25 protein-coding genes and 1 pseudogene are annotated in these 24,167 nt (G+C 59.8%); 17 read left to right on the forward strand and 9 right to left on the reverse strand.

Annotation, left to right across the window (positions count from 1 at the left end; translation table 11 throughout):
• The 3 genes from lysA to U5A57_RS36265 all read right to left on the reverse strand — a co-directional run bounded on the left by lysA (position 1) and on the right by U5A57_RS36265 (position 2,946).
• Entirely contained in the window at positions 1-1,239 is a 1,239-nt protein-coding gene (gene lysA, locus U5A57_RS36255; protein WP_321916613.1) for a diaminopimelate decarboxylase, read from the reverse strand.
• A gap of 144 nt (positions 1,240-1,383) precedes the next feature.
• Complete coding sequence (gene metC / locus U5A57_RS36260; protein ID WP_321916614.1) at positions 1,384-2,562, reverse strand: cystathionine beta-lyase; 1,179 nt, start codon at positions 2,560-2,562, stop codon at positions 1,384-1,386.
• A 153-nt stretch (positions 2,563-2,715) separates the two neighbouring features.
• Complete coding sequence (locus tag U5A57_RS36265) at positions 2,716-2,946, reverse strand: DUF6356 family protein (RefSeq protein WP_321916615.1); 231 nt, start codon at positions 2,944-2,946, stop codon at positions 2,716-2,718.
• A gap of 733 nt (positions 2,947-3,679) precedes the next feature.
• On the opposite strand from U5A57_RS36265, the gene U5A57_RS36270 reads away from it, so the two are divergent.
• The 7 genes and pseudogenes from U5A57_RS36270 (at position 3,680) to U5A57_RS36300 (ending at position 9,348) form a co-directional block, all read left to right on the forward strand.
• Positions 3,680-4,492 carry a transporter substrate-binding domain-containing protein gene (locus tag U5A57_RS36270; protein WP_321916616.1) on the forward strand — a complete coding sequence of 271 codons (813 nt, stop codon included), beginning with the start codon at positions 3,680-3,682 and terminating at the stop codon, positions 4,490-4,492.
• Between the two features lie 69 nt (positions 4,493-4,561).
• Entirely contained in the window at positions 4,562-5,221 is a 660-nt protein-coding gene (locus tag U5A57_RS36275; RefSeq protein WP_321916618.1) for an amino acid ABC transporter permease, read from the forward strand.
• 37 nt (positions 5,222-5,258) lie between these two features.
• The gene (locus U5A57_RS36280; protein ID WP_321916620.1) at positions 5,259-5,987 is read left to right on the forward strand and encodes an amino acid ABC transporter ATP-binding protein; all 729 of its coding nucleotides are present in this window, start codon (positions 5,259-5,261) and stop codon (positions 5,985-5,987) included.
• Positions 5,988-6,274: 287 nt separating this feature from the next.
• A pseudogene (locus U5A57_RS36285) lies at positions 6,275-6,520 on the forward strand (DUF4142 domain-containing protein); the annotation flags it as partial.
• Positions 6,516-7,064 carry a MaoC/PaaZ C-terminal domain-containing protein gene (locus tag U5A57_RS36290; RefSeq protein ID WP_321916621.1) on the forward strand — a complete coding sequence of 183 codons (549 nt, stop codon included), beginning with the start codon at positions 6,516-6,518 and terminating at the stop codon, positions 7,062-7,064. The pseudogene U5A57_RS36285 and the gene U5A57_RS36290, both read left to right, overlap by 5 nt.
• Positions 7,065-7,446: 382 nt before the next feature.
• Positions 7,447-7,878: a VOC family protein gene (locus U5A57_RS36295; protein ID WP_321916623.1), complete on the forward strand. Its 432-nt coding sequence runs from the start codon at positions 7,447-7,449 to the stop codon at positions 7,876-7,878.
• A gap of 150 nt (positions 7,879-8,028) precedes the next feature.
• Positions 8,029-9,348: an MFS transporter gene (locus tag U5A57_RS36300; RefSeq protein ID WP_321916625.1), complete on the forward strand. Its 1,320-nt coding sequence runs from the start codon at positions 8,029-8,031 to the stop codon at positions 9,346-9,348.
• Between the two features lie 124 nt (positions 9,349-9,472).
• On the opposite strand, the gene U5A57_RS36305 is transcribed toward U5A57_RS36300, so the two are convergent.
• From U5A57_RS36305 to U5A57_RS36320, 4 genes are all read right to left on the reverse strand, one after another.
• Positions 9,473-10,213 (reverse strand): GntR family transcriptional regulator, encoded by a 741-nt coding sequence (locus U5A57_RS36305; protein ID WP_321916627.1) that lies wholly within the window; start codon positions 10,211-10,213, stop codon positions 9,473-9,475.
• Positions 10,214-10,623: 410 nt separating this feature from the next.
• Positions 10,624-11,361: a GntR family transcriptional regulator gene (locus U5A57_RS36310; RefSeq protein WP_321916629.1), complete on the reverse strand. Its 738-nt coding sequence runs from the start codon at positions 11,359-11,361 to the stop codon at positions 10,624-10,626.
• Between the two features lie 285 nt (positions 11,362-11,646).
• Positions 11,647-12,804 carry a porin gene (locus U5A57_RS36315; RefSeq protein ID WP_321916630.1) on the reverse strand — a complete coding sequence of 386 codons (1,158 nt, stop codon included), beginning with the start codon at positions 12,802-12,804 and terminating at the stop codon, positions 11,647-11,649.
• A gap of 42 nt (positions 12,805-12,846) precedes the next feature.
• The gene (locus tag U5A57_RS36320) at positions 12,847-13,833 is read right to left on the reverse strand and encodes a YncE family protein (RefSeq protein WP_321916632.1); all 987 of its coding nucleotides are present in this window, start codon (positions 13,831-13,833) and stop codon (positions 12,847-12,849) included.
• 600 nt (positions 13,834-14,433) lie between these two features.
• Here U5A57_RS36320 and U5A57_RS36325 point away from each other — a divergent pair.
• The 10 genes from U5A57_RS36325 to U5A57_RS36370 all read left to right on the forward strand — a co-directional run bounded on the left by U5A57_RS36325 (position 14,434) and on the right by U5A57_RS36370 (position 22,300).
• Entirely contained in the window at positions 14,434-15,171 is a 738-nt protein-coding gene (locus U5A57_RS36325) for an FCD domain-containing protein (protein ID WP_321916634.1), read from the forward strand.
• Between the two features lie 27 nt (positions 15,172-15,198).
• A complete protein-coding gene (locus U5A57_RS36330) occupies positions 15,199-16,317 on the forward strand; it encodes an ABC transporter substrate-binding protein (protein WP_321916636.1) in 1,119 nt (372 codons plus the stop codon).
• A gap of 56 nt (positions 16,318-16,373) precedes the next feature.
• A complete protein-coding gene (locus tag U5A57_RS36335; protein WP_321916638.1) occupies positions 16,374-17,375 on the forward strand; it encodes a tripartite tricarboxylate transporter substrate binding protein in 1,002 nt (333 codons plus the stop codon).
• A 111-nt stretch (positions 17,376-17,486) separates the two neighbouring features.
• Positions 17,487-17,867: a VOC family protein gene (locus tag U5A57_RS36340; RefSeq protein WP_042263311.1), complete on the forward strand. Its 381-nt coding sequence runs from the start codon at positions 17,487-17,489 to the stop codon at positions 17,865-17,867.
• Between the two features lie 94 nt (positions 17,868-17,961).
• Positions 17,962-18,453, forward strand: a complete 492-nt coding sequence (locus U5A57_RS36345; protein WP_321916640.1) for a tripartite tricarboxylate transporter TctB family protein — start codon at positions 17,962-17,964, stop codon at positions 18,451-18,453.
• 7 nt (positions 18,454-18,460) lie between these two features.
• Complete coding sequence (locus tag U5A57_RS36350; protein ID WP_321916642.1) at positions 18,461-20,005, forward strand: tripartite tricarboxylate transporter permease; 1,545 nt, start codon at positions 18,461-18,463, stop codon at positions 20,003-20,005.
• A gap of 40 nt (positions 20,006-20,045) precedes the next feature.
• Complete coding sequence (locus U5A57_RS36355) at positions 20,046-20,615, forward strand: chromate transporter (RefSeq protein ID WP_321916644.1); 570 nt, start codon at positions 20,046-20,048, stop codon at positions 20,613-20,615.
• Entirely contained in the window at positions 20,608-21,144 is a 537-nt protein-coding gene (locus tag U5A57_RS36360; protein WP_321916646.1) for a chromate transporter, read from the forward strand. Before U5A57_RS36355 ends, U5A57_RS36360 begins: the two co-directional genes overlap by 8 nt.
• An 11-nt stretch (positions 21,145-21,155) precedes the next feature.
• The gene (locus U5A57_RS36365) at positions 21,156-21,794 is read left to right on the forward strand and encodes a glutathione S-transferase family protein (protein WP_321916647.1); all 639 of its coding nucleotides are present in this window, start codon (positions 21,156-21,158) and stop codon (positions 21,792-21,794) included.
• Between the two features lie 380 nt (positions 21,795-22,174).
• Positions 22,175-22,300 carry a hypothetical protein gene (locus U5A57_RS36370; RefSeq protein ID WP_321916648.1) on the forward strand — a complete coding sequence of 42 codons (126 nt, stop codon included), beginning with the start codon at positions 22,175-22,177 and terminating at the stop codon, positions 22,298-22,300.
• On the opposite strand, the gene U5A57_RS36375 is transcribed toward U5A57_RS36370, so the two are convergent.
• Together U5A57_RS36375 and U5A57_RS36380 are read right to left on the reverse strand one after the other, a co-directional pair.
• The gene (locus U5A57_RS36375; protein ID WP_321916650.1) at positions 22,279-22,737 is read right to left on the reverse strand and encodes a CHRD domain-containing protein; all 459 of its coding nucleotides are present in this window, start codon (positions 22,735-22,737) and stop codon (positions 22,279-22,281) included. The two genes, U5A57_RS36370 and U5A57_RS36375, sit on opposite strands and share 22 nt — an antisense overlap.
• A 717-nt stretch (positions 22,738-23,454) precedes the next feature.
• Complete coding sequence (locus tag U5A57_RS36380) at positions 23,455-23,976, reverse strand: hypothetical protein (RefSeq protein WP_321916652.1); 522 nt, start codon at positions 23,974-23,976, stop codon at positions 23,455-23,457.
• Positions 23,977-24,167: the final 191 nt, after the last annotated feature.

Raw genomic sequence — 24,167 nt, forward strand, 5'->3', positions numbered from 1 at the left:
TTACACCTGCAATTCGAGAGCAAGCAACTCGTCAATAGTCTGGCGACGTCGGATGAGCCGAGGCACGCTCCGGTCCACGAGCACTTCGGCCGCGAGTGGCCTGCTGTTGTAGTTAGACGACATCGACGCACCATACGCGCCGGTGTTACCGAAGAACAGAAGGTCGCCGATCTGGGGGCGCGGCAACTGCCGGTGCGTAACGACTCCAGTACTGTCCTGCGTGAACACGTCACCCGATTCGCAGAGCGGGCCCGCAATCGCGACGCTCGCGAGTTGTCGGCTTTCGGCAAAGGTGCTGTCCAAAGCGCAAACGGTCACGGCGTGATGACTGCCATACATTGCCGGCCGCATAAGGTCGTTGAAACCTGCGTCAATCAGAACAAAGTCGTGATCGGGCCGATGATTGATCGATTGTACCTGCGTCACGAGCGTGCCAGCCTCGGCGACCAGAAAACGACCCGGCTCGATCTCGATTCGCACTGTGTGTGCAAGATGCCGCTCGATCCGCTTGCGCGCGGCATCCCACCGGCGGAAATAGTGATCAACATCAACGCCTGGCTCACTCTCGCGGTACGGTACCGAAAGACCACCACCTGCCGAAATCGCCTCGATGTCGTGATCGAGCGCTTCGACGATGTTGACCATTGCATCGCACACTTCCGAAAGATGTTCATAGTCTACGCCCGAGCCGATGTGCATATGAATGCCGACCAGCTCTAGCTGATACTGACGCACCATTGCGATAGCGCGCGTGACGTCTTCAAACCAGATCCCATGCTTGCTCCGCGGCCCGCCGGTGTTGGTCTTGCGACTGTGCCCGTGCCCGAAGCCTGGGTTGATGCGCAGCCAGACGCGGTGGCCAGCCGAATGCTGGCCGATGCGCGCGAGCATGTCGAGAGAGCCTGCGTTGACCGTAATACCGCAAGCCAGCACTTTCTCAAGCGTTGGCATGTCGATCAGATCAGCTGTGAAAACAACGCCTTCGGGGTCACCGTCCGGCCGGAATCCTGCAGCGAGACTACGCTCTATCTCACCCAGTGATACTGCGTCGACGAGTACTCCCTCGTCACGCATGAGTTTCAGGATGTGAATGTTCGAGCATGCCTTCTGCGCATAACGGATCACGTCGAATTGCCGCAGGCGAGAGATGCGGTCACGAATCGTCTCGGCGTCGTACACCCAAAGCGGGGTGCGGTGGCGTTCGGCGAGCGCAGCGAGCTGGAGTGGGTCGAGAGACATGGCAGTCGAATCAGGCAAATGAATGAGGGGGCAACATGCTGACGACGGTTATGCGTCGGCTTGCCCCCGAATGTTATTTATCTCGAAGCGATATCGAGGCGAGGATTCCATCGAGAGGGTGAGTAGTGTGTTGTGTTCGCCGACTTACTGCGCGTGCAGAAAGCGCAGCGCATTCTCCAGGTCGGCGATCAGATCCTCCTTTGCTTCGAGGCCGATATGCAGGCGGAACGCAAATCCATCGTACGGCCAGTTGCCGTCTGGTCGCTCATGGCGGGGATCGAACGGCATCACGAGGCTCTCGAATCCGCCCCAGGAGAAGCCCAGCCCGAACAGGTGAAGATTGTCGATAAACGAGCGGAATGTGTCGCGGGAAAACGTCGGCTTTAGCACTACACTGAACAGCCCCGAAGCGCCCTTGTAGTCACGCGCCCAGATCAGGTGTCCCGGCGCATCTGGCAGCGCGGGGTGCAGTACGCGCTCGACTTCCGGCCGGTTGGCCAGCCAGTTAGCGATATCCACGCCATGGCGAAAATGCCGCTCCAGGCGAATTGCCATCGTGCGTAGACCCCGCAGGGCGAGGTAGGCGTCATCGGGTCCGGCGTGAAGTCCCGCGGCATACACATACTCGCGTATGGTCGCCCACGCCTCACGGTTGGCGGTAATTACGCCCATCGTCGCATCTGAGTGGCCCACTATGTATTTCGTTGCCGCGTGCACAGATACGTCGACGCCGTGCTCGAAAGGTTTGAAGAACAGTGGCGTCGCCCACGTGTTGTCCATCACAACCTTTGCGCCTCTCTTACGAGCCTGAGCGCAGATCGCCGGGACGTCCTGCACCTCAAAGGTCTGGGAGCCCGGTGACTCGAGAAAAACGAGAGTCGTATTGGGTCTGAACAGCGCGCCAATGTCGGATCCTGCCGTCGAGTCATAGTAGGTCACCGTGACGCCACAGCGTCGCAGGACAGTATCGGCAAAATGCCGTGTCGGCCCATACACGCTGTTGCAGATCAGTACGTGATCACCGGACTTGACGAATGCCATGATCGCGCTAGTACAGGCAGCAAGGCCCGATGAAACCAGCAACGAACGGTATCCGCCTTCGAGTTGCGCCAGCATCTCCTGGAGTGCGAACGTGGTCGGTGTGCCTTTTCGCCCGTACCATAGTTCCTGCCCGTCCGGGCTGGACATGGCTCTGGCTCTCGTCTCCATGTCTTCCATGTCGCGGAAGACGATAGTCGATGCACGGAAAACAGGCGGATTCACCACACCGCCGAACGTCTCCGGATCATAGGCACCATGGAGTAAAACGGTTTCAGAATGCATGTTTGTTCCTTGTCGAACGATTTCGGCGGCCGACTGTTATTCGTTGGATCTGCAAAATATTAAAGTTCGCGAGGCAACCCAGCGAAAGCTCGCACGCAGTCGTGCCTTGTCACAACCGTATTGCGCATGCGCGGCAGGAGCGACAGTTATCGCTCAGTCTGTTGAACCGCGTCTTTTCCTTGATGCCACCATGCGGTCATGCAGTGCGGTCACCACCTTGCTGCCCGTACACACGAACAGGAAAGGAAACAGCGCGTGGACGAACAGGGCAAGAGATGCGAGAAACATGGGAACGCTGAACGAGAACGACATCCTCATGTGCTGGAAGTACGTCTCGTCGACCGAGTTGGGATGCTCGCGAAAAAGTCGGAGCAGGGTGATCATGGATGAGACCTCTTCGCTTGTCGTCAGGCAATGTCGGCGGATGCGATTCCCGCTTCGCTGCATCGCATCCAACCTTCGAAGTCCGTTATCGTACGAAAGCAAAAGGAGAATATTTTTTTGTTCTTCCTACCATCTTCCCCCTAAATTGAAGGAAATAGTTCTCTATTGGATCAGGGTCGCGCGTGCTGGACCAATTGAATGGTGATGGTTGACACCGAAACTGATGCCTTGCTTCAGTCCGCGTCCAGACATCATGTGACGACGACGCAGGCGCACGAGCAGGCCTCACCGTTCGTCGTTCCCGTTGCAGTTGCCAGATTCCCCCATCTGCGACAGGGAGAATTTCGTTCTTCCTCTTAGGGGATAAACAGGACGGTATTTAAAAAAAAATTCTCTCTCGGCCCCCTTAGGATTGCTTCCACACAAGGCCAGCGCGAAGACACGAGTTGATGCCAGGAGCGCTACGCAATTCGTTCGCTGCGCAGGTGTGAGAGCGCCACCGAATGAGGGTTTAACCTGAGTTTGAATATGGTTGACAAATCCTCTAACGTTTCAGCGGCTCAGTGGCAGCATCGAGCGCACCGCGAGTACCCGTACACCTGTCGTGTCAATGCCTGGCTTCTCGGCCTGTCGTTGCATTCAAGCCGAAATGTGGTTCTGTCAATGAGCTGGAGAGGGTATTCCGCGTTCGGCATACCAGGTAGAACGAGTAACCAACACTCAGGAGGAGACTATGAACTTCAAACGCCTTATCAATCAGCTTTTGCGCGGTGCGGTCGTCGCGACTGCGTTCAGCTTCGTAGGCGCAAGCGCCCACGCCCAGAACCTGCTCGAAACAGTCAAATCGAACGGCATGCTGCGCGTTGGCCTGGAGGGTACCTATCCGCCGTTCGATTACCGCAACGCGACCGGCGAACTCGAAGGCTTCGATGTGGATGTCGCAAAGGCGCTCGCAAACAGACTAGGTGTCAAGGTGCAATTCATACCCACCGAGTGGAGCGGCATCCTCGCGGGCCTGCAAGCTGGAAAGTTTGACGTGATCGTCAATCAGGTCACCATCACCCCGCAGCGTAAGCAGGCGCTCGATTTCAGCCAGCCCTATACGTTCTCCGCCGCCCAGTTGATCCAGCGGGCCAATGACAAACGCGACTTCACGTCCCTTGATGAATTCAAGGGGGACAAGAAGCTGGGAGTGACCCTTGGCACGAACTATGACCAGATGGCGAGGGCCGTGACAGGTATTAATGCGCAGACGTACCCGGGTGCGGCGGAAAAGCTGAGTGATCTCGCGTCGAATCGAATCGATGCGACGCTCGATGACCGGTTGATGCTGCCGTACATCATCAAGACGTCGCATCTGCCGCTGCGTGCTGGCGCAGTGCTCAAGGGAGCCGACCAGGAAATGGGCATTCCGTTCCGCAAGGGAAATCCGGAATTCGAAAAGGCAATCAACGGTGCACTCAGCGCGATGAAGGAGGACGGCACGCTGAAGAAGATCTCCATGCACTGGTTTGGCACTGATGTAACGCAACCCGTCTCGCAGTAAGCGCCCCTTCAATTTGCTGCGCCGCTCCGCTTCCTGCCGGAGTGGCGCGCACGTTAGGCTATTTATCGCATGACACCAATTGATCTTGTCATTCACGCTCTGCCCGTTCTCTTGATGGGCGCGATGGTCACCTTGAAGTTCGCTCTGGCCGCCGCTGTCCTTGGCCTGTGCGTCGGTGTCGTCGTCGCTATCATGGGAATCAGTGGGCAGCCGCTGGTCGCCGGCGTCGCCCGTGGATACGTCAGCCTCATGCGCGGCACGCCGCTACTCGTACAGATTTTCCTCGTGTACTACGGGTTGCCCGGTCTAGGCATCTCTCTGGATCCGACGAGCGCAGGCATTCTTGCGTTGACGGCCAACGCTGGCGCCTATCTTTCCGAAAGTATGCGCGGTGCGATTCTCGGTATCGGTCGAGGTCAGTGGAGTGCGGCACACAGCCTTGGCCTGAGTCACCTGCAGACACTGCGGTACGTCATTTGCCCTCAGGCCTTGAGGATCGCTGTGCCAAGTCTTGGCAATACATTGATCAGCCTGATCAAGGACACGTCGCTGGTTTCAGTGATCACCGTGACTGAGATGCTGCGCGCGGCACAGGAAGTCATTGCGTCCACGTTTCAGCCGTTACCACTCTATCTGGCAGCGGCGGCGATTTACTGGCTGCTCAGTACCGCTATGTCGTGGGGCCAGCGTCACGTAGAAGCACGGCTTGCGCAGGCGCATGTGCGCTGAGGAAACCAGGCTGCCCGCGGATCACGAGGATATTTTGATGATTGCACTGAAAGATGTGTCGAAGTGGTACGGATCGTTTCAGGTTCTGACTGGCTGCACGACCGAAGTCAACAAGGGCGAAGTGGTTGTCGTATGCGGTCCGTCTGGCTCCGGCAAGTCGACGCTGATCAAGACGGTGAACGGCCTCGAGCCGTTCCAGCAAGGGGAGATCGTCGTTGGCGGTCAGTCGGTTGGGGACAAGCGTGCAAACCTGTCGAAACTGCGCGCGAAGGTCGGCATGGTGTTCCAGCATTTCGAGCTGTTTCCACACCTGTCTATCACGCAAAACCTGACGCTTGCGCAGATCAAGGTTCTCGGCCGGGATCGCGAGACCGCGACCGCGAAGGGCCTGGCGCTCCTTGACCGGGTTGGGCTTCGGGCACACGCCGACAAGTATCCCGGGCAGTTGTCCGGCGGCCAGCAACAACGTGTTGCGATTGCTCGGGCACTGTCGATGGATCCGATTGCGATGCTGTTTGACGAGCCGACGTCCGCGCTGGACCCCGAGATGATCAACGAGGTGCTCGACGTGATGATCGAACTTGCACGGGAAGGCATGACGATGATGTGCGTCACGCACGAAATGGGTTTCGCGAAGAAGGTGGCGCACCGTGTCCTGTTCATGGACAAGGGAATTATCGTCGAGGACGCTCACAAGGACGCCTTTTTCGAGGATCCGCAATCGGAGCGAGCGAAGGAATTTCTCATGCGCGTGCTACCCCATTGATCGGGTTCCTGGCGCGTCCATTCGTTTGCGAAGCGCCACGCGAAGGCCACAAGGGTTTCGAAGGGGGGGCGAAGTTGAGGGCGATCGCACCGACGAGCCTGTCCCCGAATACGGAACCCAATAAGCGATTCGCGCTGCGCTCTATTTCAGCCGGTCGAACCGCATAGCTCGATCGTGCCGGATTCGGGAACAGCCTTGCGGCTCGCAACATCTATTTCCTCGAGTGCAGGATGGTCGTCGAACGCTCAGTGCGCCGGACGAGCCGTCCGCCCGTCGAGGAGACTCAGATGAAAAGCTTCCGCTGGCCGTTGCTCGCCGCGCTTGCGCTCGCAAGCGCTACCGGTTTGGCGCAGGGTTCTGGCCCGACCGATCCCCAGATTGCCGCTATCGTCGTCGCGGCGAACCAGGCCGATATCGATGCCGGCAGACTCGCCGGGTCGAAAACGCAGTCGAAAGACGTCAAGGCGTTCGCCGAACGCATGGTCGCCGACCATACCAGCGTCAACCAGGCGGCCGTCAACTCGAATCATGAGCGATGCAAGACGCACTGGGTATAGCTACCCCGATCTCTACGTGGGCATGCAGTTTCGCAGTCCCGGTCGAACCATCACCGATGCCGACCTTGTCGGCTTCGCAGGGCTGACCGGCGATTTTTCCGAATTGCATACCAGCGACGTGTATGCGAAGAACAGTCAGTTTGGGCGGCGTGTCGCACACGGAATGCTGGGGCTCGCCTATGCGCATGGACTGATGTGGGCGCGTACGGGCGAGCTACGCGAGACCGCCATTGCCTTTCTCGGCATCAACGAGTGGAAGTTCGTGGCGCCGCTGTTCGTCGGCGACACGATGTTCGTCAACTACACGATCAATGAATTGCGCGACAGCAAGTCCAAACCCACGCAGGCCATCGCGCTCTTCGATGTGCAGGTCGTGAATCAGGACGGCCAGGTCGTCCAGCAGGGCATCAAGGCACTTCTGTGCTCGAAGGTGCCGCTAGCGGCGGTCGAGAAGTCGGTGTATCTCTCTCGTTTCGTTGAATCGATTGCGGCCTCGAAGGGGATTTGCTTCGAGGCCTGAATTCCCTGGGGGTGGCGACGCTCACGCTTCGTCAGTGTCACTAGTTCGTCTGGTTGCATGGCCGGCTCCGTAGTTCTCACGAGCCAACCAAGAGGCCAGAGGTCAAAACATAACGTCTATAGATAGCCAGGACACGTAGAAACCGAGGCCAAATTTTGGTACAGCTGACCGCGATAAACCCCATTATCGATGCTACCTAGCCAGCGAACGGCGGCACGCAAACGCGAATTTACTTGTTCCCGGACCAAGTTCTGAACGCTGTATCCAGGTTCAATCAACGTCAATCGAATCATTCGAATGATTCGATTGACGTTGGCGCGCCATAGTTCTAGACTGCCTTCATCGCGGGACCTGCTCCGCGCGCCACCCACAGGAGATATCGATGCCGAATTTCATCAAGCACATCGCGTTCAAGGTCGAGGACGTCGAGAAAGAGCGTGCGTTTTACGAGAACGTGTTTGGCTATAAGCACGTCAATACGGTGCGCCGCAAGGGCGCAAATGGCGACCACATCTCCCATCATCTGAGCGACGGCTACATGGATTTGACCCTGATCCACTACGAGTCATCGAATTCGGACGAAGCGGATTTCGCGGGCGCGGCGCCGTGCATTCATCACATCGGCATGGAAGTGGAAGATCTCGAGGCATTTATCGAGCAGATCAAGGCCAACGGCGGCCAGATTCTTACTGAGCCCGGCCATTTGCCAGTCAAGTTTCGCTCGCCGAATGGCCCCGTCGCCGAGGTCGTGCCGATGAAGCGCTGGGAGAAGGACACGCTCGCGGCCGGCGTTCACGGCGAAGTGCTCGAATAACGGCGGTTTCGCGGCGCGCCCGCCCGCGTCGCGACGACATCGGCGTGAGCGCGTAGCCACAACGACGCGTCCTCGAGAATGGGCGCGCAGGCGTAGCATGGGATAGGGCCAGGCGCCAGGGCGCCAGGTCCTGTCGACAGGAGACAGACGATGGCATCCACCCGTTCCACGAGACGGTTGAGCGCCACGAACGGCGTATTGTTCGTACTGTGCATCATGTCGTTCCTGATGTACGTGGACCGCACCAATATTTCCACGGCGGCACTGGCAATCCAGCGCGATCTCCAGTTGAGCAACGTCCAGCTGGGGCTCGTGTTTTCTGCGTTCGCGCTGACTTACGCAGTCGCGATGATCCCAGGCGGCTTTATTGGTGACCGGCTCGGGGCGCGCAAGATGCTCGCCATCTGCGGCGTGCTCTGGGGCGTCGGCACCTTGCTCACGGGTTTCGCCGGGGGCTTTTTTACGCTGCTGCTGGCGCGCTTTGTCGTCGGCATCGGCGAAAGCCCGATCGTGCCAGCCACCGCGCGCGCCCTTACCGCATGGATGAAGCCTGATCAACGCGGTTTTGCGCAAGGCATCACGCACGCATGCGCGCGTCTGGGCAACGCCTCGACGCCCATTCTTGTCGCCGCCCTCATCGGCGCGTTTTCATGGCATGCGGCATTCGTGATTCTCGGCGTGGCGAGTCTCGCGTGGGTCGCGCTCTGGATCTGGTATTACCGCGACCATCCCGCCGACCATCCCGCCATTACAGTGGAGGAAATCGCGCGGTTGCCCGCGAAAGTCGGCAAAGCGCGCGTGCCGATGCGCTGGAAGCCGCTGTTACGCTCGCTTTGGCCCGCGACGGTCGTGAGTTTTTGCCACGGGTGGATCTTGTGGTTCTTTCTGAACTGGATGCCGTCATTTTTCGCACAGGCCTATCATCTGAACATCCGCCATTCAGCGATCTTCAGTTCCGGCATTTTTCTGAGCGGAGTGGTCGGTACGACGCTCGGCGGGACGCTCAGCGATTTGCTGCTCAGGCGCACAGGCAATATCCGGCGTTCGCGGCAGACCGTGATCACGGTCGGCTTTCTCGCGCCGATTGTGTTCTTCGTGCCGATGTTCCTGCATCCATCGGCGACGGTCGCCGGCCTCTCGCTAGCCACCGCGCTATTTCTCTCCGAACTCGTGACGGCGCCACTGTGGGCCGTGGCGATGGACCTCGCGCCGAATCACGCGGCGACGTCCAGCAGCATCATGAATACGGGCCTCGGCATCGCAGCATCCGTGTCGCCGCCGCTCGTCGGCTGGCTGGTCGACGTAACGCATTCGTGGCAGCCAGTGTTTGCGCTCTCGATGTTCTTTCTTGCGCTCGGGCCGATTGCCGCGAACTGGATTCGTCCGGACCGTCCGTACCTCGGTGAGCCTGGGACGGCCAACGCGGAGCACGCAGCGGGCCCACTTGCGCCGCAGATGGACGCATCGTGACACGGGGCTTTACCCTGGCGACGTTCTCACGCCTGCGTTGGGATGCCGGAGTGGTCGACCGGAAAGCGGCGGCGCGGGCGTGCGCGTGTGCTGCCGAAGCTGCGCCAGGCGCTCGAACCGCTTCCTAGTCCTGCAAACCGCGGGTGTTGCGATAGACGCACCGACTCGATTCGACGAAACGCACGCGGTACTCGACCGGCTTGTCCTTGAACGTGTAGGCGGTGCGCTCGATGCGCAGCACGGGCGTGCCGACCGGTACGTTGAGCGCGAGCGCGATCGGCTCGTCGGCGATCGCGCCGCCCAGGTCTTCGACCACGCGCACGACCGAAATGCCGAAGCTTTCCTGATAGAAGCCGTAGATTGAACCGCGACGCGCGGCGAAACTCTCGGCGCTGAGATCCGGGAAGAGATCGAACGGCATCCACAGAAGATCGAGCATCACAGGCACGCCGTCGCGCAGGCGCAAGTTCTGTACGCTCGCGAGGCGTGCGCCGCGCTCGAGATTCAGGACCGACGCGAGCGCGGGCGTTGCGCGCTCCTTGCCGAAGCGCAACAACTGGGCGGTGACATGCACGGCGTTGCCATCGCGATCGACGAAGTTAAAATATTGATCGAACGCGTGCTCGTCGGCGAACTTCGCGACGATCGTGCCACGGCCCGCACGGCGGATCAGCAGGCGCTCCGCCACCAGTTCCTCGACCGCCCGCCTGATGGTGCCGATGCCGACGCCGAACGCCTCGGCCAATTGTGGCTCGGTGGGGATTTTCTCCCCAGCCGCCCATTTGCCGATGCGTAATTGCTCGAGAATCCCTGCGCGGACGATTTCATACAGCGGCTGGTCGCCTGAGTTGCGAATTCCTGGCATGGGTTCAGCGGAAGAGGGCTTGGGGTCAAGGAGTACGCAGCGGTTTGGGGAGCGCGCGTAAATGACCGAAGGATACAGGATTGGTACTGCGCGTCCAAATTGGGCGTTGTCGCTGAAACCCATACGGCACGCCCTCGGGCGCATGGTGGCGTATCGCCGCAACCGGCCTGAAGATGCGCAGCCCTTTTATTCCGGTCGACTCCGCCAATCGAGTTGGCGGTGCGCGGTGCCAGCGGCCTTGCGGCGATTGCGCCGCTCCTGACCGAGTATGGGGAACGTCCAGGTCGCGCTTTGCCGGCGCATTAACCGGATCACGAAATTATCTGGTCGCGTCTGGAAAGTATTGGAGCGGCGTCAGATCAGCGGAATACGTGCTGCGCATCCGCCTTCCCGTTCGCCTCTCGCGAAGATTAGTCCACGTCGGCACCGACCTTGCGCTCATCGACGTCGGCGTCGATACTGGCCATACGATCAAGTGCCTGCAGCATCCGCTCCTTACCCTTTGACACATGGCTGAAGCTCGTTTCATAACTGAGGTCGACGTTGCGCGACTTCAGGGCGTTCACGATTTGTCGATGTTCTTCGTTGGACTCCAGCAAAGCGCCGCTCTGAACGAGTCCATGCACGCGGAAGAGATGAAACTCTTTCACGAACGCACGGTAAACCTTGAGGAGACGGGAATTGCCGGTTGAGCGAACGATGAAATCGTGAAACTCCTGGTTCACGTGATCAAACCGGGCGAAGTCACCTTTTTCCGCGGCCACTTGCATCTCGTCGACATAGCCGTCGAGTTGCTTTTCCATTGACGTCGTCAAAAGCGGAGCGAGGAGGGAGGCAGACAACGCAGTGAGCCCCGCGCGCAGGTCATAAACCTCGGCAGCGTCGTCGCGCGTCACACGCTGAATGAAGACGCCGCGCTGCGGAATCAAATAAACGAGCCCCAGTTCGGCCAGGGTGCGACATGCCTCGCGTACGGGACCTCGACTCACGCCAAGCTTGTCGGCGACGGCCTTTTCGTTGAGTCGCTGGCCCGGCTTTAGCTCACCGCTCAGAATCATTCGCTCGATCTCATGCTGCACAACGCCAGTCAGCGTGTGCGCCCGGAAGTCGGCGAGGGAGACGGTACTCGAAGGGTTCTCAATATCCATAGCCGGAGTTTATGAGTGCGCATGGAAAATGTCAACACTTTACTTTTTCTGCGCATCTTGCACCAGCCGGTTCCCGGCATTAGACCGGCGCGGGCTTCGGACGTGAGAGGGGAGACGCTCACGAAAGCATTCCTGCCGTACGGGTTCGCCGCACTTGCGCCCCGGAGCAGGCGACGCAGACAGTCGCTCCCTTTCGCCGGCCGCTACGTGTCCGGGCGGGCACGTAGCATGGGTCCCGTCACGAGTCGGGTGCGAAGGCGTCGATCATTAACCTGTTACACCACCTCAAAACTTTGTTGTGTAGCCCACCATAAGGACAATCTGGTTCGGCGTGCTCGAGCTTGACGTGAGGTCGCCGACCGTACCGCCAGCGGCGACAAGGCTGTTGCCGTCTTCACTGAACGTGGTGCCATGCGCATGCGAGTACGCGCCGATCGCATAAAGCATGGTGCGTTTGGACAAAGAATACTCGGCACCCAGCGCGACATTGTTATAGGTCGCCGAGGAACCACCGCTCGATTTTGTGTATGTATACCCAGCCATCATCTGGAATGCCGGGGTCATCTGGTAGGCCAGCGAGGTCGCCGCCGTATTGAACGTCTGCGTACGATTGAATGCCGCGAAGGTGACGTACGGTTTCCATTGGGCATTGCTATAACGAACGTTGGCGGTGAATTTGCCAAATTCGTACTGCGTTGCGACGTGGACGATCATCCGCGAACCGACAAACGGCGTGTCGCCGAAAAGTGGCGTTACCGAGCTGTTCTGGGTCTGATCCGCTGTGCCCACGCCGCCAGGGCCGTCATTGCGCGCATAGACATAACCCGCTGCGGCGCCAAAGCCCCCGTTCGTATACGCAACGGAGGCGGACGATGCGCCTTGCGACGTGAAATCGCCGGCTACGCCGCCTAATCCATACATCAACTCAAACTGGAGGCCGCGATAGGTTGGGCTGGCATACTTGATCGCGTTCTGAAGACGAAAGGAATTGTCGTTGTTGTCGGCATCGCCCGGTGTTGTGAATGCCGGGCCGTAGTTATCAGCCGTCAGCGGTTGAACAAGATCGACGGTGGTATCCAGCTGTCGGCCCATCGTCAGGGTCCCGAGGCTGTCGCTAGCCAAACCAACCCAGGCGTCTTTTCCGAATAGCCGCCCACCCTGGCTCGACTTTCCCGTGTTGATGTTGAATCCGCTTTCCAGCTTGAAAATAGCCTTCAACCCGCCGCCGAGGTCCTCCTTGCCCAGCATCCCCCACTTGTTGGAAGTCAGATTTGCCCCTTGCAATTCAATCAGCGAATGATTCCCGACCTTGTTGTAGTAGGTTAGCGCCTCGTCGAGTTCGCCGTACAGCGTGACCGTGCTTTGGGCGTGAGCGCACGGCGCAAGTGTTAGCGTCGGTACAATAGTCGCTATGCCTGCCAAGATTTTCTGACGGTCCATCATGTCTCCTTTATATTTTGGATTACTAAATGTATGGTCGAAAATTTATGCTGGTTCGAAGACGGCAACCTTGTTGCTCGAGTCCAGATACACGAAGACCCGGTGCGTATGAGGATCGACTGTCAACGTATGCGTGTCCTTTTCCGCAGGTAGGTGATCCACGACCTGGTTCGTGTCGAGATCGATCACTTCGAGCTGGCCGGATTTATCTCCGAGAAAAATGCGCCGCGCGCTTACATCGATCGCGATCTGGTCGATATTGCCACCCTCGAACGGGATGCTTGAAACGAGTTTTCCATCGGGATCGGCCACAAGGACCTTTTTGTCACGGCTTCCGATGATGAGATGTTTGCCTTGACTGTCGTAGACCATCGGCTTTGCATCTTTCTTGAGGTTGAAGTCCCAGACAGCTTCTACTTTTTGCGTCTTCGGATCGATCACATCGACGACGTTGTCGACGGGTTGGTAGACGCGTGCGAGAGTTGGCACGTACAGATTGACGTCGGGCCCATGTTTCGCGGGATTGGGCGTCAGGGCAATGTCGCCGATCTTCTTGAATGGCGGCCGATCCATGAATACGGACTCGGTATCGCTGTCGTCGTTGCCCACATAGACGCGCCCCGCACGAGTGTCGATACTGACCCCGTCGGAGCCCTTCCCGCCTGTGTCGACGCTTGCCACCTGTTTGTAGGACCTCTTGTCGATCACTACCAGTTTGTTCGCTGTCGCGTCGGCGACAAACGCGTAACGGTCGCTCAATGCGATCCCGTTGGCGTCCTCTATGCCGCCAATAGTGGCCTTCACGTTGAGACCGTTTGCGTCAATGACCACCACGGAATGGTTAGGCGCTTGCGCCAGCCAAACCTCATTGGCGGGTGAGTCATAGACCACCCAGTCGCCGTGGCCGCCTTTGCCAGGCAAGTCGATGGTCTTCACAAGTTTGTAGTGCGATTGCCCCTCCGCCTTCGCGATTCCAGACAAGGTACAAGCCGCAACAACGGCAAAAAGTCCCATCCGCAAGAAAGGTCGCATGTTGTCTCCAATGTTATTGAGGCGAATCAGAGCGATCTCGTTTCGAGATCGGTGATTCGCGCGTTAGTTACTGCAAATCAGGTGCTCCAATAGTTAATTCGTACTACGTATTAAGTCGCAAGGCGCTTGCTGCGCGAACTGACTCGAGAGGGCGTGGCCGATCCCGAACAACGGTCTTGGGTCTCGATGCGGCAATGTAAAATGCAATACGCCAACTGTCAACATTTTTCTTTTTTGATCGGAGCAGGCGAGGGCGTGACGTATCGGGCAGTAGTGTCGGGCTTTTTGAGCGGGAAACACCGCAGGTCTCGACGTCCCGGGACCTGTGCGATTGGCGACAAATATGCGCGCAGGCGAAGGACCTGCGTCACGGGTTTGCGTGGCCGCAATCCGCGATGTCGCCGGAAGTTTGCCGCTCGACCGGTTACGTCGGGCGTTGGCAGGCGAGTCTACCAGTGCTGTCTCGCGGCGATGCGCACGTGCTGGTCATAGCTTGAGCGTCCAGGTTCCGTGCGTCGTGGTACGCGACGTTGCTTGGGGAAGACCCTATGGTTAAATGAAAAGTGTTGACAGTTTTCATTCGGCAATTAGAATTTGCACATGGACACTGAACTGAATTCCTCCACCGTCACCGTCGCCGAGTTTCGTGCGCATACGCTCACGGGAGTCGTGCAACGCGAAATCGAACGGATGATCCTGAGTGGCGAACTCGCACCAGGGCAACGTCTGAACGAAAAAGCTGTCGCGGACAAGCTGGCTGTGAGTCGGGGGCCCGTGCGTGAAGCGTGCCGTGCACTTACCGAACTCGGTCTCGTCTATCTCGTTCCAAATCGCGGCGTATTCATCAAGCGCGTCACGCGCGATGACGCGATCGAGGTCTACGACTTGCGCACGGGTCTAACCGCACTGTCGGCGTCGCTGCTCGCGCCGATGCTGACGCAGGAGATGGCCGGTCAGCTGGAACGCTACGTCGATGACATGCAGGACGCGGCCGAGAAGGGTGACTTTGCGCACTTCGATCCGCTTAACCTCGAGTTCCACGACTACATCGTGTGCTCGACCGGTAACTCCCGGCTGATCAGGCTGTATCGCGCTTTCGTCAAGGAGTTTCACCTGTTTCGCGTTCACGGGCTGGTGCAACGCGGCGCGTTGCTGGAGTCGAACGTGGAGCACCGCGAGATCGTGGCCGCGCTGAAGGCGAAGGACGCCGAACTGAGCTACCGCACGAGCTTCGGACATGTTTCGCGGGGCAAGGAGCGCATGCTTGTTTCGCTCGACGGCATGACGAAGAACGCAGAAGGCGCCAGCGGAGCAATCGGCGAAGTCGCCCGGCGATGACCTGCGCTCCGCCGTTTGGAGCGTACGGTGAACAGGTTGAAAGGTCCGGGCGTCGAGCGCGGACCCGATTATTTACTTCGCAGTGCAAAGCAGAATCACGATTCATGCCCGGCTTGCCTGGCGGGCATGTCAACACACCAGGAACGCTACTTTCCATCTCTTATGCTTGAGCTATCGCTAGCATGCCAAAACACTGATCGCAGCCGCGCGTTGCTGGATGGACGCGTACGGATCGAGGGCTGCCGGATCAACTTTATCGACGGTCCGGCGGAAGCGCTGTTTCAACGCGCTTTTCGTCATGAGGAATTCGATATTTCCGAGCTGTCACTCGGGACACACATTCTCACGACGGCGCGTGGCCAGAGTCGCTATATCGGCATTCCGGTGTTCCTGTCGCGCTCGTTCCGCCATTCGGCAATCTATGTGCGCAGCGACCGCGGCATCGATTCGCCCGAAGCGCTCAAGGGATGTCGCATCGGCGTGCCCGATTTCCAGCAGACCGCGGGCATCTGGGTCCGGGGCATGCTTGCCGACGAATATGGCTTTGACCGATGCGACGTGACATGGGTGACAGGCGGTCTCGAACAGACCGGACGTGAGGCTCGCATGCCTGTGAACCTGCCGCCCGAGTTGCGCATCGAACCGGTTGGGCCGGACCAGACGCTCGCCGCGCTGCTTGACGAGGGCGACATCGACGCCGTGATCGCGCCGCGACCGCCGTCGTGCTTCGGGCGCAACGCGAAGGTGCAACGCCTGTTTCATGACTTCCGTTCGGCGGAAGAAGCATGGGTTCGCAAGACAGGTCTTTTCCCGCCGATGCACATGGTCGGCATTCGCCGCTCGCTGGTCGAGCGGCACCCATGGCTGCCCGTGAACGTCTATCAGGCGTTTCGTAAGGCGCACGAGATTGCGATGCAGGAAATCGTCACCGCCGACACGCTGCGTGTGATGCATCCCTGGATCGTGTCCGAAGTGGAGCGAATAAAAGGGGTAATGGGCGACGACTACTGGCGCTACGGTATGGCCGGCAACCGGCACGACATCGACACGCTGCAGCGCTATGCGACCGATGACGGTCTGATCGCGGGCGCGGTGCCGATTGAGCAGTTGTTTGCCGTGAGCACCTTTGACGGATTTAGTTTCTAGGCTTTCTCGCAACACCTCTCGCAATACGCAATACAACATATAACTGGAGACGATTGATGACAAAGAGGCTGACTTCATCTCGTGCCGTACTCGCAATGTGCACGGCGTTGCTCGGTGCACAAGCGTTGCCGGCCCTCGCTGCCGACGCCTGGGCGCCGCACCGGCCGATCGAGATCGTGGTGCCCAGCGCGGCGGGCGGCGGCCTCGACCTCGTGGCGCGCACGCTGCAGAACGCCATCGTGCAGGAAAAGCTGTCGAGCAAGCCGATCACGGTGTTGAACCGTCCGGGTGGGAGCGGCACGGTCGGCCTCGCGTACATCAATAACCACCATGCCGATGGGCACTACGTCAGTGTCCAGGCGCTGCCGCTCGTCACAAACCAGATCACCGGCCTGTCGAAAGTCGGCATCGGCGACGTGACACCGCTCGGCATGTTCGTGACTGAGCAGGTGGTGTTTTCGGTGCCCGCGTCGTCGCCAATCAAGACCGGCAAGGACCTGATCGCGATGCTCAAGCAGAACCCGCAAAGCGTCACGATCGGCGTATCGAGTTCGCCCGGCGGACAAAGTCACGACGCCGCAGCGCTCGTGGTCAAGGCGGCCGGCCAGGATCCCAGGAAATTGAAGATCGTGTTTTTCGATTCGGGCGGCGAAGCGGTGACCTCGCTGATGGGCGGCCATGTGACCGTGACGGCGACACCGGCCGGCACGGTGATCGGACCGAGCCAGTCCGGCCGCACGCGCATGATCGCGGTCGCCGGCGGTCAGCGCGACAGCGGCGTGCTGGCTGATGTGCCGACCTGGAAGGAGCAGGGGCTGGACGTGGACTTCACCACCTGGCGAGTGCTGGTCGGACCGAAGGGGATGAGTGCCGACGAGATCGCGTGGTGGGACAACGTGTTGCAGAAAGCGACTTCGTCGCCCGAATGGGCCGAGGCGGTCAAACGCAACGAATGGACGGCTGCGTATCGCAACAGCACGCAGACCAAGCAGTTTCTCGACGATGAAGCCGGGCGCCTCGGCCCGCTCATGGGTGAGCTGGGTCTCGCGCGGAACTAATCGTCAGGGAATGGATTGGCCGGTTTGCCGGCCGGTCGGGCAGCCGACCCCGGCTGCCGCCGATTTCGGCTTTATTTTTTCATCGCTGTAAATATCGACATGGAGAATCATATGTCCCGCATCGTTCACCTCGCCGTCAAAGTCCTCGACCTCGACGAGGCAACCCGTTTCTACACGGAGGTCTTTGGCTTCACGGAAGTCAAGACGGGTCGTAATCGTCAGCACATCTCGCGTCACATGACCGACGGCCATATCGACTTCACGCTCATGAAGTACGACAGTGAAGAATCGCATGAGGCGCAACTGGCCGGCCCAGGCCCGCGTCTGCATCACTGGGGCGTGACGGTCGACGACCAGGAAGTGGCCGCTGAGAAGATTCGCCAGTACGGCGGCGAAATTCTCTCGGCGAAGGGCGAAGGCGCGCTGAAGTTCCGTGCGCCGGACGGCACGATCGCCGAGGTCGTCAAGCCCGGCCGCTACAACGAGAAGTAAGCCGGCCCGCGCCGGAGAGGAACCACGCCATGATGGGCGGGTTTGTCTCCGGCACCCACGCCGCGCGCGGTGCGGCCGCAGAACTGGAGGAGACATGAAATCTATCAAGGGCGACGTAGGCCTCGCTGTCTGCGTGATCGTCTTGGCGGCGGGCTATCTGGTGCTCAACATGCGGCTACCAGAAGTCAGGCTGAGCGATCCGCTCGGCCCGAAGGCTTTCCCCGCGCTCGTTGGCGTAGGATTGATTGCATCGGCATTGCTGTTGCTGCTCGAAACGCGCAGCAAACGCAGGACGCGTCCCAACACCGAGGCGCGCAAAGTGGCAGCGCACGTCGAACCGGCGCCCAAGGTTCAGCCGCTCGTGCTGATCGGAATGATCCTCTGGGCCATCATCTATTACACATGCTTCGAGCCGGTCGGCTATCTGATCTCGACGAGCGTGTTCCTTCTTGGTCTGCTCAGCTACTTTAACCGCAAGCGTCACCTGATGAATGTGATCGTGGCGTTTGGTGTGGCATTGGCGTTCGACCTTGTCTTCTCCAAGCTTCTCGGCGTTCCGATGCCGACGGGTTTGCTGCCATTCTGAGGCCCGCATGATGGAAAGTCTGCAAGGCATTCTGCATGGGTTGTCGATCGCTGCCACGCCAACCCACCTGCTCTATACGCTGATCGGTGTCTTCATCGGCACGATGATCAGCCACTTGCCCGGAATCGGACCGTCGGCCGGCATCGCGCTGCTCATTCCGGTGACGTTCGGCATGGACCCGACGTCAGCATTGATGATGCTGACTGGAATCTATTACGGCTGCATGTATGGCGGCGCGGTAACGGCAATCCTGCTCAACACGCCCGGCGACGCCGCCGCGGTGATGACTGTGCTCGACGGATATCCGCTAGCGCGAAAAGGTCGCGCAGCCGCCACGCTCGCGATCGCCGCGACCAGCTCGTTCATTGCCGGCATGATCGGTGTGACGTTGCTGTCCTTCGTGGCGGTGCCGCTCGCCGCCGTGGCACTGCATTTCGGGCCAACTGAATACTTCGCGCTGATCTGCTTCGCACTTTCGACGGCCAGTGCGCTCACCGGCGAGTCGCTTGCAAAGGGAATGATTTCGGTGTTCCTCGGTCTTGGACTCGCCACCGTCGGGATCGATCTGCAAAGCGGCGTTCCGCGCTTCACGCTGGGCTTCACCGAACTGCAGGACCGCGTCAACTTCCTCGTCGTGGTAGTCGGCCTGTTCGCGATCTCCGAAGTGGGCCGCATGGTCGAGGGGACACTCGGTGGGACGCTGCACACCGTGCGTGTCGAGGGCAAACTGTGGTTCTCGCGCGACGAATGGCGCCGCGCGCGTCCGGCAGCGCTGCGCGGAACGTTTGTCGGCTTCCTGTGCGGCGCGGCGCCCGGTCTCGGCGGCACGCTTGCGTCGATGCTCTCGTACGTGCTGGAAAAGAAAATTTCCAGGCATCCCGAAGAATTCGGCCACGGCGCGATCGAAGGCGTAGCCGCGCCCGAAGCGGCAACGAATGCCGACACCTGCGGCGCATTCGTCCACCTGCTGGCGCTGGGCGTGCCGGGCTCCGGTTCGACCGCGGTGATCATGGGCGCGTTCATCATGTACGGCATCCAGCCGGGACCGCTGCTGTTCCATACGCAGCCGGACCTCGTGTGGGGGCTGATTGCGAGTATGTACATCGGCAATATCATGCTGTTGCTGTTGAACCTGCCCCTCGTCGGCATCCTGTCGCGCATCCTGTACGTTCCGCCGGGTGTGCTGCTGAGCCTGATTCTCGTGATCGCATCGGCTGGGGTGTACTCGTTCAACAGCGACCCCTTCGACTTGTACATGGCGCTTGGTTTCGGCGTGCTTGGTTACGCGTTCCGCAAGCTCGACATTCCGAAGGCACCATTGTTGTTCGGGCTGATCCTCGGCCATACGCTCGAGCAATCGTTCCGCCAGGCATTGACTATCTCGGACGGCGATCCGACCGTGTTCGTTCGCAGTCCGATCTCCGCTGGCCTGCTGTTGTGCGCGTGCATCAGTGTCGGCGCATCGATCTGGAGCCGCCGGCAACCGCCGAAGGCTTTTCAGGAAGCCCAGGAGCAATTGACAGAACACCAGTTTGCCGAGGACCGCCATTGAGTGCCGGAATGCGGCTCGAAGAATGCTTATCGGAGTCCTGATGAATTCGGAAATCAGCCGACCGATGCATGAAGTCTCGTGCGTGGACATTGCCGCGCTGTTTGCCCGCGTCGGGCTGACGAGCTTCGGCGGCGGGCTGTCCGCGTGGCTCTACCGCGAGGTGGTCACGCAGCGCGGCTGGCTCGAAGAAGGGGAGTTTCTCAGCGCGATGACACTCGGGCAGATCTTGCCGGGCTCCAATGTGGTGAATCTTTCTGTCTACGTTGGCTACCGGATGCGCGGTTTGCCGGGCAGCCTGGTGGCAGTCATCGCGCTGCTCGCTCCGCCGATGATCGTGATCGTGCTGTTCACGAGCGCGTTCAGCCTATGGATACGGGGCGCGGCTGTGCACGAATTTCTTGAGGGGGTCGCGGCAGCCGCGGTGGGCATGACGGCGTCGGTCGGCGTGCGTGCGGCGCATGCCGCCACGGGTGTCCGGAGTTGGCCGCTCGTGCTGAGCATCGCAGTGTTCGTCGCGGTCGGCGTGCTGCGCTGGCCGCTCGTGCCGGTTGCGGTCGTCGCAGGCACGGCTGGCGTGCTGCTTTCGCGAAGGACAGCGCCGGATGCGTGACAACATTTATCTGCAACTGATAGCGGTGTTCGCACCGCTATCACTGCTGTCCGTCGGCGGCGGACAAAGTGTCATAGCTGACATCAACCAGCAGGCCGTAGTCATTCACGGCTGGCTGACGCAGCGCGAGTTCGTCGACCTGTTTGCGATTTCGCGCGCGGCGCCCGGTCCAGGCTCGTTGCTGGCCACCCTGATCGGATGGAAGGAGGCAGGATGGAGTGGCGCGGTCATTGCATCGCTCGCGCTCTTTCTGCCTTCGTCGCTGCTTGCGTTTGCGGCAACACTGGTGTGGCGCCGGCACAATCGCCACCCGTGGCATCGGCACGCTCAAACAGGGCTCGCGCCGGTCGCGACGGGACTTATCCTGGCAAGCTCGCTGGCTGTGTTGCGTGCAGCGTCACCGACATGGTCGATCTGGGTTCTCGCGCTTGCGGCACTGGCCGTGTTCATGTCGCGCTCTCGCATCAATCCGTTGTTCGTCCTCGTTGCCGCGGGCCTGTTGAATGTACTGGCGGGCAAGATCCATTGAGGGAGAATTGCATGCAGCTTTATGGAAGACGTAGCTCGATCAATGTGCAAAAGGTGCTCTGGTGTCTCTGTGAAGTGGGACTCGCGGAAGGCGCCGATTTTCAGCGCATCGACGCGGGATTGCAGTTCGGTGTCGTCGATACGCCGGCGTACCGGGAGCTCAATCCAAACGGCCTGGTGCCGACGCTTGTCGATGGCGAGCAGGTGGTCTGGGAATCGAACGCGATCCTTCGTTACCTCGCGGCGACCCGTGGCGCCGACCACCTGCTGCCGTTGGACGCAGCAGGGCGCTCGGAAGTTGAACGATGGATGGACTGGCAACTGGGCACTTTATGGGCGACATTGCGCGTCGCGTTCCTCGGGTTGACGCGCACGGTGGAACCGCAACGCGACTATGGAGCGATTCGCGCGTCCTTTGCCGAATCGGCGCGCCTCCTCCGTATTGCGGACGAGCGACTCCGGACGCGGGACTACCTGGTATTGAACCGGTTTACGCTCGCCGATCTCGTCGTCACGCTGGCCGCACACCGGTGGTATGGACTCAACGATCGCTTCCACGCGTTGCTTGCTACGCACCCGGAGATGTCTTCGCTTGCCAGTTGGCTGGATGTCCAACGGGTGCGCCCCGGGTTCGCTGTCGCGCAGGGTTGAGGGCGGGGTGTCGACTTGAGAGCCGCTGTGCACGAGGAACGCAAAGAGCCGACCAGCATGCCAGCGGTCAAAAACACAGCATTTGCATGCAGCCGCTACATGAAGGATGTCGAAAATTCTCTATACGAATCGTCCCCAAGTTTCGCCGGGGACGCTGTCATCAGCGTGACCGGTGTGGACCTGGCCGCTAAAGTCAGCCCAGTTCGGTCTCGCTTGCCGCGGGCGTTAGTCCGATGTAGGCGGCATGTAGTCGGAATCTGCAGGCAGTTAGCCTTGCTGTGCGTGTTCGCACATTCGCTTACGTTGATGCCGCCCAACGACGGCCTACGCCAAATCAGCGCGCGTTCGCCAAACCACTACGAAGATACGTATTCGATGCGATGGATGCAGCCGTGCTGGCCTTTGCGCTGCCGGTGCTGCGTGCACAGTGGCATCTGAGCAGCGTACAGTCCGGCGTGCTCGGCTGCGGCACCTTCATCGGCTACTACTTCGGCACCAACACTTGACCGCGGACCTCGCCATCCGGATGGTCCTTCGTGTGGACATTGATGTATAAATTGCCGGCGACGAAGTCCTTTGCCTGATCTGGCGTGAGTGTGCTCACACCCTGGATGGGGCCGTCAATGGGAGTGCTAGTGCTACCCACTTTCGTCAGCCAGACGACAGCTTCGCCGTTCTTTCCTGCTGTCCCGAGGTGAAAATGCGCCATCGTCACTGGACTCGAGAGGTTGGTGCACGTTACGTTCCAGGTCACCTGGCGTGTGTCGGGATCGTAGATGAGCCTGGCTTCACACATGCCCCTGGTTTGTATGGGAGGCACCTGCTCTGATCCATTGAGCGGTACGGAGAATGACATGGGCGCGGCAAGCGCCACGCTCACCACTGCGGCGCAAGCGACGCCGGCAAGCGCGCGAATGGCGCGCCTGAACCTGGTAACATTCATCTGCTATCTCCTTTCGGCTATCCCCGACCGAACACGTCGCACGCAACGTCATCCAGCGCGAGGGTTCAGCGTTCAAAGACAAACTATTGTTGGGGCGGCAGTAATACTGTTTGCCGGCCTGCGGAGCGACGTCCGTACAAGCGGTCACACCCGGAGTCCGGCGAACGTGTTCGAAAACACGTAATGTCGTTCGACTGCCCGCGGATCCATCGCCGGGCGCGCCCAACGCGTATGCCGTGGATCGCAAGGAGCGCACGGCGACGTACAGCGCAGTACGGCGCGCGGCGGTCAGTAACCACCCCCAGATGAGCTGGTTGAACTGCTCGAGGCAGCGTTGCCGCCTTGATCCGTATCGCCGCTCGCGGCCACGGATCCAGAGGCTGCAGCCATTCCGAGGCAAACGAGACACGCAAGAACCACTCGAAGCAACTTCATGATGATTTCCTCCTGGTGGAAGCCCGCAGGAACTTCCGCGACGGGATATCCCGCAAGCCGTTAGCCGCAGTGTTACCGACGATGCCGAACTGCGGGAGCATTGCGACGCGCCGCGCGATTCATCGCGAACGCGGGCGCTGATATAGTCATCAAACGCAGCGCGTCGACGCCTTATTCCTCACGCGCAGTGACGATGCGAGTTCCCTTGGGCCGCGATTCTGACCGGCCCCGTTGGACGATCCCGCATGAGATTAGCGAGAGGAGCCCTAAGCGAAAATTGTACTAACGCCGATGCACTCCATCGTCCCCGTGCATACCGCCGGATTCCCTCATTCCGCCGAAGACACGCATGCCACCGAAGCTACGTAGACCACCGCGGGGGAACGGGGCACGGTGAAATCCCGCTCCGATTGGTGCACCGAAATGGCCGTGATCCAATTGATGGAAATGAACAAAGCGAAAGCGGTGAAAGTGATGAAATTGATCAACAAAGATCAAGATCACGCTCCCGCCAATGAATAACGGCGGCCCCCACCGCCAGGGGTCGGGATAGGGATAGGCCGTAACTGGATACCAAAGCACGCTGCCGTCCGGGTTTTGCACGATCTGCCAGGTCCCGTCACTCTGCAGGCAGGCCCGGCCGACCATCTGCTGCGTCGTGCCATCTATTTCTGCCTGCCCGGCAACCGCACGGCAATTCGTGCCATAGTCGGACACGGATGACTCGTCGTATGTCTGAGCGAGCGCAGGCGCAGCAAGGCCGAGACAGACGAGCAATGTCCCGAAACGAAGCGGGTTGTCCATGATGAATGGCTGCATGAATTCCCGACGCATTCGACGTCGTGCGAGTGGCGTCACCCAGCACGTCGGTATGCGTGCCCAAAATTACGCCACGGCGGTAGCTCCCGAAGTTGCCTGCCGTTCGGGGCGTAGTTACCTGATGAGTAAACGATGGAACTCACCGGTTTGTTCCAGCGCCGTGCGTTGACGCGGGC

The organism is Paraburkholderia sp. J11-2 (genome assembly GCF_905220185.1).
In the GTDB taxonomy this organism is placed as follows: domain Bacteria; phylum Pseudomonadota; class Gammaproteobacteria; order Burkholderiales; family Burkholderiaceae; genus Paraburkholderia.